15 protein-coding genes are annotated in these 13,737 nt (G+C 69.0%); 6 read left to right on the forward strand and 9 right to left on the reverse strand.

Features of this window, described 5'->3' with window-relative positions; genetic code table 11:
- Nucleotides 1-2 precede the first annotated feature (2 nt).
- From MRBLMD1_RS01315 to MRBLMD1_RS01355, 9 genes are all read right to left on the reverse strand, one after another.
- The gene (locus MRBLMD1_RS01315; protein ID WP_364396755.1) at nucleotides 3-1,331 is read right to left on the reverse strand and encodes a hypothetical protein; all 1,329 of its coding nucleotides are present in this window, start codon (nucleotides 1,329-1,331) and stop codon (nucleotides 3-5) included.
- Nucleotides 1,332-1,361: 30 nt separating this feature from the next.
- The gene (locus MRBLMD1_RS01320; protein WP_364396758.1) at nucleotides 1,362-2,120 is read right to left on the reverse strand and encodes a hypothetical protein; all 759 of its coding nucleotides are present in this window, start codon (nucleotides 2,118-2,120) and stop codon (nucleotides 1,362-1,364) included.
- A 34-nt stretch (nucleotides 2,121-2,154) separates the two neighbouring features.
- A complete protein-coding gene (locus MRBLMD1_RS01325) occupies nucleotides 2,155-2,871 on the reverse strand; it encodes a hypothetical protein (protein WP_364396761.1) in 717 nt (238 codons plus the stop codon).
- 211 nt (nucleotides 2,872-3,082) lie between these two features.
- Nucleotides 3,083-4,369, reverse strand: a complete 1,287-nt coding sequence (locus tag MRBLMD1_RS01330) for a hypothetical protein (RefSeq protein WP_364396764.1) — start codon at nucleotides 4,367-4,369, stop codon at nucleotides 3,083-3,085.
- A 304-nt stretch (nucleotides 4,370-4,673) separates the two neighbouring features.
- Nucleotides 4,674-5,495, reverse strand: coding sequence for an alpha/beta fold hydrolase (locus MRBLMD1_RS01335; RefSeq protein ID WP_364396766.1), 822 nt, complete (start codon nucleotides 5,493-5,495; stop codon nucleotides 4,674-4,676).
- 121 nt (nucleotides 5,496-5,616) lie between these two features.
- Nucleotides 5,617-6,630: a sensor histidine kinase gene (locus MRBLMD1_RS01340; protein ID WP_364396769.1), complete on the reverse strand. Its 1,014-nt coding sequence runs from the start codon at nucleotides 6,628-6,630 to the stop codon at nucleotides 5,617-5,619.
- Nucleotides 6,627-7,316 (reverse strand): response regulator transcription factor, encoded by a 690-nt coding sequence (locus MRBLMD1_RS01345; protein ID WP_364396772.1) that lies wholly within the window; start codon nucleotides 7,314-7,316, stop codon nucleotides 6,627-6,629. Before MRBLMD1_RS01345 ends, MRBLMD1_RS01340 begins: the two co-directional genes overlap by 4 nt.
- Before the next feature lie 5 nt (nucleotides 7,317-7,321).
- A complete protein-coding gene (locus tag MRBLMD1_RS01350) occupies nucleotides 7,322-8,014 on the reverse strand; it encodes a DedA family protein (RefSeq protein WP_364396775.1) in 693 nt (230 codons plus the stop codon).
- A 9-nt stretch (nucleotides 8,015-8,023) separates the two neighbouring features.
- Nucleotides 8,024-8,785 (reverse strand): phosphatase PAP2 family protein, encoded by a 762-nt coding sequence (locus tag MRBLMD1_RS01355; RefSeq protein WP_364396778.1) that lies wholly within the window; start codon nucleotides 8,783-8,785, stop codon nucleotides 8,024-8,026.
- Nucleotides 8,786-9,019: 234 nt separating this feature from the next.
- On the opposite strand from MRBLMD1_RS01355, the gene MRBLMD1_RS01360 reads away from it, so the two are divergent.
- The 6 genes from MRBLMD1_RS01360 (at nucleotide 9,020) to paaE (ending at nucleotide 13,731) form a co-directional block, all read left to right on the forward strand.
- Nucleotides 9,020-9,256 (forward strand): hypothetical protein, encoded by a 237-nt coding sequence (locus tag MRBLMD1_RS01360; RefSeq protein WP_364396781.1) that lies wholly within the window; start codon nucleotides 9,020-9,022, stop codon nucleotides 9,254-9,256.
- A gap of 436 nt (nucleotides 9,257-9,692) precedes the next feature.
- Nucleotides 9,693-10,685: a 1,2-phenylacetyl-CoA epoxidase subunit PaaA gene (gene paaA / locus MRBLMD1_RS01365; protein ID WP_364396784.1), complete on the forward strand. Its 993-nt coding sequence runs from the start codon at nucleotides 9,693-9,695 to the stop codon at nucleotides 10,683-10,685.
- Complete coding sequence (paaB, locus tag MRBLMD1_RS01370; RefSeq protein ID WP_224026871.1) at nucleotides 10,682-11,059, forward strand: 1,2-phenylacetyl-CoA epoxidase subunit PaaB; 378 nt, start codon at nucleotides 10,682-10,684, stop codon at nucleotides 11,057-11,059. The genes paaA and paaB overlap by 4 nt, the downstream gene beginning before the upstream one ends.
- Nucleotides 11,056-11,967 carry a 1,2-phenylacetyl-CoA epoxidase subunit PaaC gene (gene paaC / locus MRBLMD1_RS01375; RefSeq protein ID WP_364396787.1) on the forward strand — a complete coding sequence of 304 codons (912 nt, stop codon included), beginning with the start codon at nucleotides 11,056-11,058 and terminating at the stop codon, nucleotides 11,965-11,967. Before paaB ends, paaC begins: the two co-directional genes overlap by 4 nt.
- On the forward strand, nucleotides 11,964-12,494 hold the full coding sequence (paaD, locus tag MRBLMD1_RS01380) for a 1,2-phenylacetyl-CoA epoxidase subunit PaaD (RefSeq protein ID WP_224026869.1): 531 nt from the start codon (nucleotides 11,964-11,966) through the stop codon (nucleotides 12,492-12,494). The genes paaC and paaD overlap by 4 nt, the downstream gene beginning before the upstream one ends.
- 10 nt (nucleotides 12,495-12,504) lie before the next feature.
- Complete coding sequence (paaE, locus tag MRBLMD1_RS01385) at nucleotides 12,505-13,731, forward strand: 1,2-phenylacetyl-CoA epoxidase subunit PaaE (RefSeq protein WP_364396791.1); 1,227 nt, start codon at nucleotides 12,505-12,507, stop codon at nucleotides 13,729-13,731.
- Nucleotides 13,732-13,737 lie beyond the last annotated feature (6 nt).

A 13,737-nucleotide genomic window follows, 5' to 3' on the forward strand; every position in this document is an offset into this window, starting at 1 on the left:
GGCTATCTCCTTGTTGTTAGTGCTGGTGTGGTGGGGTGGTGTGCCGGGCTGCCGGCCAGGGGTGCGGGGGCGCCCATGTCGTCCAGGCTGCTGCGGACCGCCCATGCGGTGAGCAGCGAGGACAGCTGCGAGCTTTCCTCCTCGGCGGTGATGCGGCCGGCGGCTTTGGCCTGGCCCAGGACCGCGAACACCAGTGCGGGCCGTTGCCGGGCCATGACCCCGAAGTCGCCGCCCCAGTCCTGGTGCAGGCGGAGCAGCCGCTCGGGCCGCCGTTCGCGGGTGGGCCAGAGGGTGCCGAGTTTCCGGCCGCCGGCCGCCGGGACGGGGTGGTTCATGAGCAGGGAGACCAGGTTGCCGATGTGGGCCTCGCACTTGCCGATCCAGGCGAGGTGCTCCGCCGGCAGCCCGGCGGGCGGATACATGGCCCGCCACACGGATGCCAGCCCGCGCCACTGGGGGTGCGGGTAGAGGGCGTCGCCCAGCGCCGCGGAGATCAGCACCCGGAGGTAGGGCATCGGATGCGGATCGGTGCCGCCGGGCCGGAAGACGAAGTAGCGGGGGAGGCTGACCACCGCGAGCAGGCCCACGGTGGAGGTGATGCCCACGGTGGCGACGGACCACATGTCCGCCACGATTTCGCTGATCCACAGGGACCACACGTCCCAGCCGCCGTCCGGGTCCTGCTGTGCACGGCGGTCGAGCTCAGCGCGGAGGGACGTCACCAGGTCCAGCTGCGCCGCTCCCTGGTGGCCCACCTCGTGGGCCAGGGAGGAGGCGATCCCGCTGCCCACCATCCGCTCCCGGGGCAGCCTGATGATCCCCACCGGGTTCGGTTTGCCGCCGGGCAGGCGGGTCTTGGCCCGCCGGATGGCAGCACCCGCACCCCTGGCGAGGTAGACCACCAGCCGTGCGTCGCCGTCGTCGTGGTTTCCGTCCAGCCGCAAGGCGTCCTGGGCCAGGATGTCCAGCCCGGAAAGCCAGACGCCGGTGGAGTGCTCGCTGCGCTGGGTGACCACCTCGGTGAACAGGTCGAACTGGGCCAGCACAACGTTGAACTGGAGGCGGATCAGGACGAACCGGCGCTGCTGTTCGGCGGGACTGGCGGTCCTGCCGTCGCCATGCAGCCAGTCCAGGAACTCGGCAACCTGGACCCGGAGCTCGTGGCGTCCGGCGTGGAGGAAGCGTTCAATCAGCAGCTGGGCGTCCCGGGGCAGTGCGGCGGCCAGGACCATGGTTTCCTGCATGACGAACGGCTTGATCTGGTCCAGCCGGGACACCAGGCCGTCCGCCTCGCTCTCGATGAGCGCGGTGCTGATGGTGTTCGTTTCCATCCCGATAGCCTGCCGTCAGCCGCCGGCAGGTTATATCCCCAGGAGGATGACGCGGCCGTCGCGGCGGATCCAGCGGCCTTCGTCGGCGCCGCTCCCGGAATTGCCGTTGCCGTCCTGCTGGCTGTCCCAGCCTTCGTCCGGGGCGCCCCACACGGCACCGGAGTACTGGGTGTTGTAGATCCGGGTGCCGCCGCCGCGGTAGTTGCGGGTCCCGCGCCGGGCTGCCTGGCGGGCGCGGAGCAGGGACGGGGCGTACCGGCGGGCGGCGGCGGTGGCCGCGGCGCGGGCGGCCGCGTTGGGCGGGACCGAGACGGGGGTCCGTGCGGCGTTGCGGTAGGCGGCGCGGGCAAACCGGACGTAGCGGCGGGCGGCCTCTTCCTCAGCCTCTGATTCGTCCATATTTTCGGCTTCCTCGGCCTCGAGCAGGCCGCCGGCCATGGAGCCAAGCTTGCTGCCAATGGCGGTCCCGACGCCGGGAGCGACGAAGGAGCCGATGGCACCTCCCACAATGGGCAGCGCCGTCTTGGCGACGGATTTGAGGGCGCCGCCCAGGGCCTTGCCGATGGGTGACTTGATGAACCGGGAGGCGTTCTTCACCACGCTGCGGGCCAGGCTGCCCAGGAACTGGTCCAGTTCGTCCTCGGAGTTGAGGCTGAGGAGTTCCATGGCCAGCTCGGTTTCGACGTTTTCCTCTCGGTCGGATCCGCCCTCGTAGCCGCTGAAGTTCCCTTCGTCTTCGTCTTCCTGCGCCCAGGGTGCGGACTCGGTCTCGTAGTAGTTGGTGCTCATGGCAATGTCCTTCGGGTTGGGTGGTGGCGGGTGGTTAGCGTGCGTTGAGGATCACGATGTTGCGGCCGCGGCGGATCCAGCGGCCGCTGGCAGGCCGGCCGGACTGGCCGGGGCCGTTCTGGCCTGGGCGGCCGAGCAGGCCGGGGAGGTGCTGCCGGGCTGCGGCGGTGGCTGCCTGCTGTGCTGCCTGGGCAGCGGGGATGCTCCGGGGCGTGGCCGCGGCGCGCTGGGCGGTGGAGGTTGCGAAGCGGACAAAGGCGCGGGCGGTTTCAAGGTCGCGGTCCTCCGGCGACAGGCCTTCCAGCTGGAGCCCGGATTCGAACTTGCTGCCGAGCCACTTGCCCACCTGGCGCCCGGCCTGCCCGCCCGCGCCGGGAACGAAGTAGTTGCCTACGGCCTGGCCCAGCTGCGGGAGGGCCTTCCGGGCGGCGGACTTGAGGACCTTGCCCACGGCCTGTCCCGCCGCGCTCCCGGCGAAGTCCTTGGCAGCCGAGACTGCCTTCCGGGCCAGGTCGCCCAGGAACTGGTCCAGCTCGTCCTCGTCGGTGACTTCGAGCAGTTCGGCGGCGAGGGCAAGCTCGTCGGTTTCCTGGCTGTCGGCCTCGCCCCAGAGCCCCCCGGCTTCGCTGGCGTCTTCGCCCTGGAAGGGTGACTGTTCGTCCTCGTAGGAGTAGCCGGGCCCCTCATCCATCACCTCGCCCCAGGTGCCCTCGTCCTGGCCTTCGAACAGTGCCCTATCGATGTCGTGCATGAGTATTTCCTTTCCGGAGTTGCAGGTGCCCTGGGAGGCACCACCGCGGAACACCGCATACCCTCTTACTGCACAATTCGTGCCAACCCGGGCGGGGCTCAGGCGGGGCGGAAGCGGGGGAGAAACGGCGGCGGCCGGCAGCGCTGGCCCGAACCGGATTTCGCCGGCGCGAAAAGGAATTCGCGGTTGCCTGCGGTGCCTGCGGGATCGCCTACGAGTCCAGCTGGAGCGAGCGCCGGTACTTGTTCACGGTCCGGCGGGCGATGACGAACCCGCTGCGGGCCAGTTCGGCGCGGAGCTGTTCGTCGGAGGCAGCGCCGGCCGCCGCGATGGACTCCTGCAGTGCGGCACGGGCGGCCATGCCCTTCCCGAAGAGGCAGGCCAGGTCGGTGACGGTTCCGGAGGGCAGACGGAGCCGCTTGCCGCTCACGGCCCTGCTCACCGTGGAAGGATGCAGCCCGATTTCCTGCGCGACGGCGGTCCGCGTCAAGGGATGGTGGCGTCCGGCGTCGCCGTGGTCCAGGAAGTCCTTCTGGTGCGCGACGGCGCATTCGGTGATGCGGAGGAGGGCGCCGGCGCGACGGTCGATTTGGTACAGGAGCCGCCGGGCAGCCAGTTCGTGGTCCGTCAGCCATTGCTTCGCCCCGGAGGCCGCGGGGAGGCCGGCGGAGAGGTCCACTATCTGGAGGCCGAACCAGGCGCTCGCGGGAACCTCCACCTCCAGGGACCCGTCCGGCCGGCGGTACAGGAACACGTCCGCCGTAGGAACGCCGGCTGCAGTGGCACCGGTGTCCACTGCCACAAAGGGCCGCAGCCGCTCCCTCACCATGGCCAGTCCGGCAAGGACCTGTTCCTCGGGAAGACCCATGGCACGGACGACGACGGCGGTGCTTCCCGCGGCGAGGTCCGATAGGTGCGCGCGCACCAGGTGGGGGAGCCAGTCCGGAGCCTCGCCGGCGTCCACCAGCGTCTCGGCCTGGATGGCGAGCAGCTCCACGACGCTGGTGGAGGCGATGCCTGGCGGGCCCACGGCCCGGATGGCGCGGAGGGCCTCGTACACCTGGTCGGGACGCAGGCCGTGCTGCCGGGCGATCTGCTCCGGTTCGCAGTCCAGGAGTCCGCGGGAGGTCAGGTGCGCCAGCACGAGGTCCAGCGCGTGCCGGCAGTCCGGGTGGACTTCAACGCCTGCGTCTGCTTCCAGCGATGCGAACGGATTGACGGCCGGCTCGGGGCCATCACGGAACTGCGAGACGCCCGACTGGCCCCGGCAGCGGAAGCAGGTTCCGGACGCCACATGCCGGCCGCACCCGGGACAGGGGTGGCCCTCGGCGCGCTCCAGGACGGGATTGTCGGCAAGGGCTCGTTCGGTGGCGAGCTGCACTTCCGCGTGCGTCATGGCCAGCATGCCCAGTGCCCTCAGCAGGCCGGGCAGCGCGCGCAGCTCGGGTTGCAGCCCCGCCTGCAGCTGCAGGCCGGGACCGGGCCCTTCGGTGGCCATGGTTCAGGCTAGCCCCGTGGCCTCCCGCGGCGGAAGCAACCCCTGCGGGCTACTTGCCGGCCCTTGACCCATACAACCGGTTCTCCACCGCATAACCGGCGTGGCCCAGCCATGCTGACGACGCGCATCCTCACGACCGCTGCGTTCATTCCCCCGCGCGGCCCGCAGGTCTGGAAAGTGATGGGGCGTTGGTGGGAAGGGGGCGGGAGGTGATGGGGCGTTGGCGAGAAGGGGGGCGGGAAGTGATGGGGCGTTGGGAGGAAGGGGGGGGAGGTGGTGGGGCGTTGGGAGTAACCCGGGCGGGCTACTTGCCGCCGTCGAAGAAACTCCTGAGCTGGGTGGCGATGGCAGCAGCCGAAACCTGGTGGGTTTGGCCCTCGAGGACGCGGTGTTCGCTGCCGGGGATGGCGCCGGCGATGGTCTTCTGCCCCTGGGCCATGGGGCCGGCGGCCTTCCCGCCCACCATGACCAGGGTGGGCACGGTAATGGTGCGGAGCCTTTCCACCGGCGCCGTGAAGTTGTTGGTGACCCGGGTTTCGTACGGCAGGGTGTTCGCGGCCGCCGTCTGTTTCTTCCACACTCCGGGCATGATGCGCAGGAGGTAGGGGAGGAAAGCCGGTGCGCCCACCATTTTGACCAGGAAGTAGGACACGGCGCTGCCGCGTTTACCGTCCCTGAGCAGCGCCTCCAGGTGCTCGCGGTGGCTTCCGGGCGAGCCGTCCGGCCCCTGCACGCCGGTGTAGGGCGCCTCGTAGGTGGCCAGCCCGCGCATCGGGACTCCCGCTGCTGCCGCTTCGAGGGCCAAGGCGGCGCCTGAGGAAATCCCGTATACGTAGGGGTTGCCGCCTGCCTCGGTCAGTACCGCCTGGAGGTCCTCGATTTCCCGTTCGGTGGCATAGGGCATCGTCTCGCCGCTGTCCCCGCGTCCCCGCCGGTCGTAAAAGTAGACGGTGAAGGAATCCTTCAGTGCATTCGCCAGCGCACGCGAGGGCCCGAAGTTCCGGCCGCAGAAGGCCCCGTCCACCAGGACCAGGCTGGGTCCGGTACCCATCCGCTCGACGCTGAGGGAGGTGCCGTCGGGCGACACCACGGTGGACACGGTGCCTGTTTCCTGGGTCTTGGTCATCGCAGTGCTCCATTCAGTGGCGGGCCAAGGGGCAGCTCAGCTTCTCGGGTCAAGCGTCTCGAGTCAAGGGTTTCCGCGCCAGGATGATGGAAAAGCGGGCCACGCCGCGAGACGGAAAGCGTCAGTCCCGGGCCAGGGGAAGCGTCAGCTGCATGGTGGTCCCGTCCGGCCCGGTGCGGACCACTTTCACGGCGCCGCCTGCCGCGGAAGCAATTTCGCGGACCAGGGCCAGGCCGATCCCGAAGCTCCGCCGGCCATGCGCGTCACCGGTCCGGCCGGTGCGGACAAACCGGTCGAAGATCCGGTCCGGGTCCACGCCGCTGATCCCGGATCCGGTGTCGGAGACCCGGACCAGCGCGCGGGAACCCTCAACCGCGGTGGAGATGGTGATGCTTCCGCCCGCCGGCGTGTGCCCCAGCGCGTTGTCCGCCAGGGCCAGCACGGCGCGCCGGAACGAACTTGGATCAATCCGCACCAAAGCCGGCCCGCCGCCGTCGAACGTTATCCGGACGCCCTGTTGGCGGGCAAGATCCTGAAGGCTGCCGGCCACGGACCCGGCAGCCAAAGCCACATCCGCTGGCGCAAGCTCCGGTCCGGGCTCGGCCGCGGTCGCCGCCAGGAGCAGCTCGTTTACGATCCCGGTCAGCGTGGACGCGTCCTCCCGGATCTTCGCCAGGGCCTGCGCCGGTTCGGATCCGGGTTCGGCTTTGCGCTGGGCCAGCTGGATGCGGGTGTCAAGGATGGCCAGGGGGGTCCGCAGTTCGTGGCTGGCATCCTGGACGAACCGCCGTTGCCGGGCCAGTGCTTCCCCCAGGGGCCGGATGGCGCTGCGCGCGCTGAGCCACCCCACCACGCCGGCCAGCACCACGCCTCCAAGGCCGGCAAGGATCATCCCCTCGATCAGGTCCCTGGAATCGAGGTAGGTGTAGGGCTTCCCGGGCTCGGTGGCGCCGGGAAGGACCGGATGGGCCAGCTTGTACATCAGGAACGCGGTGGCGGCGGCCAGGAGGATGAGCACCAGCGCGGCAACCCCGGCGCTGATCCGCAGTGCCACCTTCAGCGACGCGCGGCGCAGGATGTCCCGGTCCGGGTCGCCGGCGGCAGGAGGCGGGGTGCCTGTTCCGGGAGCAGTCATGAGGGGTTGCCGATCTGGTAGCCAACGCCGTGGACGGTGCGGATCACGGTCCTGTCGATCTTGCGGCGCAGGTGGTGGACATAGGTATCGATCACGCCGGGCTGGTCCGTCCCCTGGAAGTGCGCGGCGAGCAGTTCGTCCCTGGTAAACACCCGGTCCGGCTCCGACGCCAGCGCGGCCAGCACCTCGGCTTCCTTTGCGGTCAGCGAGACGGTGTCGCCGTACAGGGAGCGGACAGCGCGCGACGCCGGGTGGAATTCCCAGGTGCCGATGCCCACCTGCCCGGCGGGCGCACCCTGTCCCGCGGGCGGACCGTAGCTGCGCGTCAGTGCGCGCAGGCGTGCAGCCAGCTCGCCGCCGTCGAACGGTTTTGTCAGGTAGTCGTTGGCACCGGCGTCCAGGCCGCGGACTTTTTCGTTGGTGTCGCCCAGTGCGGTGAGGATCAGGATGGGCGTGCCGATGCCCTTGGCCCGCAGGGCGGTGATGAGGCTGATCCCGTCCATGACGGGCAGGCCGCGGTCGATCACCATCGCGTCCCACGGCTGCGTCAGCCCCAGGTGCAGGCCCTCCTGCCCGTTCGCCGCGAGCCGGACCGTGAAGTCGGGCTCCAGCAGCTCGGCAATCAGCGGACCCAGGACGGGATCGTCCTCCACCAGCAGCAGGGCCAGCCCCTCACCTGTTGTCATGCCGCCTATTCTTCCGCAGCGGCTTCCAGAGTTTCGTCACTGGGCTGTTCCGCGGCGGCCAGCCGGTTCTTCCGCCGGCGCTTCAGGTACTCCACGATCCACGGCACCACGGAGACCAGGACCATCACCACGGCAATGACGTCGATGTTCTTGGCGATGATCTCGTAGTGTCCCAGCCACGTGCCCAGGAGGGTCACGGACGTCGCCCAGGCCAGGGCGCCCACGATGTTCCAGAGCGTGAACGCCTTGTATTCGTAGCGGGCAATGCCGGCGGTGACCGGCGCGAAGGTCCGCACCATGGGCACAAAGCGGGCCAGGATGACGGCGGCGCCTCCATGGCGGCGGAAGAACTCTTCCGTGACGGTCAGGTGGGAGGTTTTGAGGATGCGGGCATCGTCCTTGAACCAGCGTCGGCCGAATTTGCGCCCCAGCAGGTACCCCACCTGGTCGCCGCCGACCGCGGCTGCGGTGATCACGCCGATCAGCAGTGGCAGTGCCAGGTTCAGTTGCTGGTGCAGGAGGCCGGCGGTGAAGAGGAGGGAGTCGCCGGGCAGGAAGGGGAACAGGACGCCGGATTCGATGAACACCATCGCGGCGATGACGCCCAGCGCGGCCGGGCCGAAGCCCTCCAGCAGGCCGGCGGGGTCAAGCAACGACGGCGGGCCGGAGGCTGCCAGGGATGTCAGGAGGCTGTGCATGGCTGCTCCTTACGCCCGGCGGGAGGGACGGAGGATCCTGGCGGGAACGCGTTCCACCAGGGCGGGGGCAAAACGGTTCCAGAGCCCGGCGAGCAGGACGGCGGCGGCGCTGGCGGCGAAGAAGGAGGCCGCGACGTCGGTGGGGTAGTGGACCCCCACGTACAGCCTGGACCAGGCGACGATCAGCGCCATGGCGGCCCCGGCCACAGCAACCGGCTTGGCCCACCGGGTCCCGCGGGCCAGGAAGTACAGGGCGAAGGCCAGTGCCACCGCAAAGCTGACGTGCCCGCTGGGAAAGCTGTTGGATCCGGTTTCCGGTGCCAGCGGGTCGAACAGCAGCGCCGGGTTGGGCCGCTGCCGGGCGAACAGGAGCTTGAAAGCTTCGCTCGCCACCCAGCCCGAGCACGCGGTGAGCCCGAACGCAACGGCAGTCACCAGGTCGCGCCGGAAGAGCCAGATGGCCAGGGCTGTGACCGCGATCAGGAGCAGGCCCACCACCGGGCCGAACAGCAGGTTGATCCCCATCGCCACCGCGGTCAGCACGGCTACGTGGTGCAGGCTGAGGTTTTGGTCAACGCCCAGTTCTGCGGTGGTGTCGCCGGGGACCAGTTGCACGGCAAGGCCCAGCACCACGACGGCGGCGCCCAGCATTACGCCCACGGGCAGCCAGTGCCGGGGCTGGGGGAGTGCCCTGAACTGGGTGCCGACGGCCGGGGGTGCCGTGGGCGCGGTGTGCTGGTTCAGGCGGTCATCGTGGGCTGATCGGTGCATTTTTTCCTTGGGGAGGCGTGGCGTGGGGCGCTGTCCGGCCCGTCTTTCCACTTTCCCCCTGGGGCTTTAAGAAAGGCTTAAGAAGTGCCCGCCTCCGTGATGAACGTCCGCTTCGAATTGGCGCGGGCCGGCCCCATCCAGGGCTTTCAGCCCTAAGCTGCCGTGGCTGCCCGCCGCACACTGTTTCCAAGGGCCCGATCAGTCGGGATCGGACCAGGCGCGGGAGGAATTCTGATGGACGTTCGGGTCGTGGAGTCGCTGGTCATGGCGGAGATCGGGGACGGCGTGCTGACCGCCCTGTACCCGGTGGAGCATTGCGCACGGTGGGAGTTCGGTCCCTGGGCTCCGTTGCTGGGCTGGTTCAAGCAGCGCCCGGGCCTGACCCGGACGCTTGGTGTGGTGCAGGTGGCCGGTGCCCTGGCTGTGGCCGCTACATTGTCCAAGACCCCCGGGCGGGCCTGGAAGAAATAATCCCGGAGCTCCGGCTTTCGCGCAGTCTGGCGCTTGAGGGCCGGCCCGGCTCATCCTTCCTGGGAAACTGGCTCCCCGAAGGCACCGCCTCTTTCCGCTGCGCAGACTCATTCGCGCACCCCATATTTGCCGGCGTGGGCGAGTATCGGTGTCGACAGTGCAGGGGGCTGCAGGTGAAGTGGGGGAACGTACGACGTCGGTCCGCGCCTTTCGCGCGCAACGTGATGGGGCGTTGGTGGGAAGGGGGCGGGACGTGATGGGGCGTTGGTGGAAAGTGGGCGGGACGTGATGGGGCGTTGGCGGAAAGGGGGCGGGAGGTGATGGGGCGTTGAAAGAGGGGGACACGCTTGACGCCCGCACACGCTCCCGCATATCCTGAACGAACGGTCGGTAAATAATTCCGAGACGCCCGACAGGTCTTTGCATAGGAGCAACCATGGCAGCGCAGAACTTGCAGTCAGTGCCGGCTGAGCTAACCCCGGAAGAGGACGCCGCAGGCCGGGCCCACTTCGACCGGATCATCGCCGAGGACTCGCGCATCGAGCCCCGCGACTGGATGCCGGCGGCGTACCGCAAGACGCTCCTGCGCCAGGTCTCCCAGCACGCGCACTCGGAGATCATCGGCATGCAGCCGGAGGCCAACTGGATTTCCCGCGCCCCCAGCCTGAAGCGCAAGGCCATCCTCATGGCCAAGGTCCAGGACGAGGCCGGCCACGGTCTCTACCTCTACTCAGCCGCGGAAACCCTGGGCCAGTCCCGGGACAAGATGATGGACGACCTCATTGCCGGCAAGGCCCGCTACTCCAGCATCTTCAACTACCCGGCCCGCACCTGGGCGGACATGGGCGCCATCGGCTGGCTGGTGGACGGCGCAGCCATCTGCAACCAGGTCCCGCTGTGCCGGGCATCGTACGGCCCCTACGGCCGCGCCATGGTGCGCGTCTGCAAGGAAGAGTCCTTCCACCAGCGCCAGGGCTTCGAGATCCTCCTGGAACTTTCCAACGGCACCCCCGCGCAGAAGCAGATGGCCCAGGACGCCGTGAACCGCTGGTACGCCCCGGCCCTGATGATGTTCGGGCCGCCGGATGACGATTCTCCCAACTCCAAGCAGTCCATGGCCTGGAACATCAAGCGGTTCAGCAATGACGAGCTCCGCAGCCGGTTCGTGGGCATGATGGTGGAGCAGGTCAAGGTCCTGGGCCTCACCCTCCCCGATGACCAGATCCGCTTCAACGAGGACACCAAGAAGTGGGAGCACGGTCCGCTGGACTGGGATGAGTTCCACGAAGTCCTGGCCGGCCGCGGCCCCTGCAACGCCCAACGCCTTGAGCGCCGGAGGGCAGCGCACGACGACGGCGCCTGGGTCCGCGAGGCAGCAGCCGCCTACGCAGCAAAACAGTCAAAGAAGACGAAGGAATACGCAGCATGAGCCCCCACGGCAACCCGGAAACCCCCGCAAGCGGTGCAGTCGAGATCAACCGCGAAGCCCCCAAAGCCAGCCCGGCGCCGGATCACCACGACCGCTCCACGTGGGGCCTCTGGGAGGTCTTCGTCCGGTCAAGCCGTGGCCTGAGCCACGTCCACGCCGGCTCCCTGCACGCACCGGACGCCGCCATGGCCCTCCGGAATGCGCGGGACCTCTACACCCGCCGCAACGAGGGCGTCTCCATCTGGGTGGTCCCCGCTGACGCCATCGCCGCCAGCGACCCCGATTCCAAGGGCTCCTTCTTCGAGTCCCCGCAGGGCAAGGACTACCGGCACGCCACGTACTACACTAAGAGCGAAGGGGTGAAGCACCTGTGAGCTCCACCCACACTGAAGGCCACGGCGACATCTCCACCGGTGTTGCCGGCGGAGACTCCAACGCCTCCGCCACCCGGATCACCCCCGGCAACGCCCTCCGCCCGGAGGACATCGCGCTCGAGGTCAAGACCGGCCTGGCCAAGCCCACCGAAGACGTCGCGGAGTACGCCCTGCGCCTGGGCGACGACGCCCTGATCCTCGCGCAGCGCCTGGGCCACTGGATCTCCCGTGCACCGGAGCTCGAAGAAGACATCGCCCTGGGCAACATCGCCCTCGACCAGCTGGGCCACGCCCGCAGCTTCCTCACCTACGCCGGCGCCGGCATGCCCACCGAAGACGGCACGGCCAAGTCAGAAGATGACCTGGCCTACTTCCGCCGCGAGCACGAGTTCCGCTCCGTGCAGCTGTTCGAGCAGCCCAACGGGGACTTCGCGGCCACCATCGCCCGCCAGTTCGTGGTGAGCTACTACCAGTACGAGCTCTACCGCCGCCTCACCGAATCCACGGACGCCACCCTGGCCGCCATCGCCGCCAAGGCCGTCAAGGAAGTGGACTACCACCGCGACCACAGTACCCAGTGGGTCCTGCGCCTCGCCGGCGGCACGGACGAATCGCGCACCAGGATGATCCACGGCCTGCGCACCATGTGGCCGTACGTCAACGAACTGTTCCAGGACGATGACCTGACGCAGCGCCTCGCTGAGGCGGGTGCCGCCGTCGCGCCTTCCAGCCTGCGGGAAGACTTTGACCGCCTCATCGCCGAGGTCCTGGCCGAAGCCGAAATCGAGGTCCCGGACGTGCCCGCAGCCCCGGGCGGCGGCCGGTACGGCAAGCATTCCGAGTATCTGGGCTACATCCTCGCGGAGATGCAGGTGCTGGCCCGCGAGCATCCCGGGGCCAGCTGGTGACTGCCGTGTACATCTCGGATTTTGAGTCCCGGACCCGCACCCCGGAGCAGAAGGCGTGGGACATCGCGGCCACCGTGGTGGACCCGGAGATCCCGGTGCTCAGCATCGCGGACCTGGGCATCCTGCGGAAGGTGGACGTGGCGGGCGGCGAGGTTACTGTCACCATCACCCCCACGTACTCGGGCTGCCCGGCCATGGACGCCATCCGTGACGATCTCCACACCGCCTTCAAGAAGGAAGGGTACGGGGACGTGCACGTGGACCTGGTCCTGGCCCCGGCGTGGACCACGGACTGGATGACCGAGGCCGGCAAGCAGAAGCTGCAGGAATACGGCATCGCCCCGCCCAGCGGCAACTCCCGGGCCGGCGGCCACTCCGGCCCCATCCGGCTGAGCCTGGCCGTGAAGTGCCCGCAGTGCAACAGCCTCAACACCAAGGAACTCACCCGCTTCGGTTCCACGTCCTGCAAGGCGCTGTATGTGTGCCAGGACTGCAAGGAACCGTTCGACTACTTCAAAGTCCTGTAAGGAAGCCCCCATGCCTGTTGTCCGCCAGACCGCCGCCGAAGAGGCTGAGGTGACCGGCCGCCGTCGTCCGTCCTTCCACACCCTTGAGGTGAAGGAGGTGCGCCGGCTCACCGACGATGCCATTGAGGTCAGCTTCCATGTGCCGGCCGAGCTCGCCGGCAAGTTCGACTACCTGCCCGGCCAGTACGTGGCCCTGCGCACCACTCTGCCGGATGAGAGCGGCGAGCCGAAGGAAATCCGCCGCAGCTACTCCATCTGCGCCGAGCCGCGCAGCTTCGCGGACGGCACCAGCGAGATCCGCGTGGCCATCAAGAAGGACCTGGGCGGGCTGTTCTCCACGTGGGCCAACGCCGAGCTGAAGGCGGGGGACACCCTTGAGGTGATGAGCCCCATGGGCGCGTTCGTGTCCAAGCACGGCCGGGACGGCGTGGCCGTGGACCAGAACGTCATGAACTCCATGAACCACCCGGAGGAGCTCGCGGGGGAGGCGGGGAACTTCGTTGCCATCGCAGCCGGGTCCGGCATTACCCCGGTGATCGCCATCGCCCGGACGCTGCTGGCCGCCAACCCGGAGACCCGGTTCGACCTGATCTACGCCAACAAGGCCGCCATGGACGTGATGTTCCTGGAGGAGCTGGCGGACCTGAAGGACAAGTACCCGCAGCGGCTGGCCATCCACCACGTGCTGAGCCGCGAGCAACGGATCGCGCCGCTGCTCTCCGGGCGGATCGACTCGGAGAAGCTGCAGCAGCTGCTGGGCACCGCCCTGCACGCGGACGATGTGGACGAGTGGTTCCTGTGCGGCCCGTTCGAGCTGGTCCAGCTGTGCCGGGACACCCTGGCCGAACGCGGCGTGAAGCCGGAGAACGTCCGGTTCGAGCTGTTCACCTCCGGCAAGCCGGACCGCCCGGAGGGCCACGCCGGCCGTCCCGTGGTGGTGGACGAGTCCAAGGAGACGTACAAGATCACGTTCAAGCTGGACGGCCTGCAGGGCGAGGTGGCCAGCCCCACGCACGCCCGCGAATCGATCCTGAACGCGGCGCTGCGGGTGCGCCCGGACGTGCCGTTCGCGTGCGCCGGGGGAGTGTGCGGCACCTGCCGGGCCAAGGTGGTCACCGGCAGCGTGACCATGGACGAGAACTACGCGCTGGAGCAGGATGAGCTGGACAAGGGCTACGTCCTGACCTGCCAGAGCCACCCCACCAGCAAGGAAGTCACGGTCGACTTCGACGTCTAATCCGTT

It is taken from the genome of Pseudarthrobacter sp. LMD1-1-1.1, from assembly GCF_040676255.1.
GTDB lineage: Bacteria > Actinomycetota > Actinomycetes > Actinomycetales > Micrococcaceae > Arthrobacter.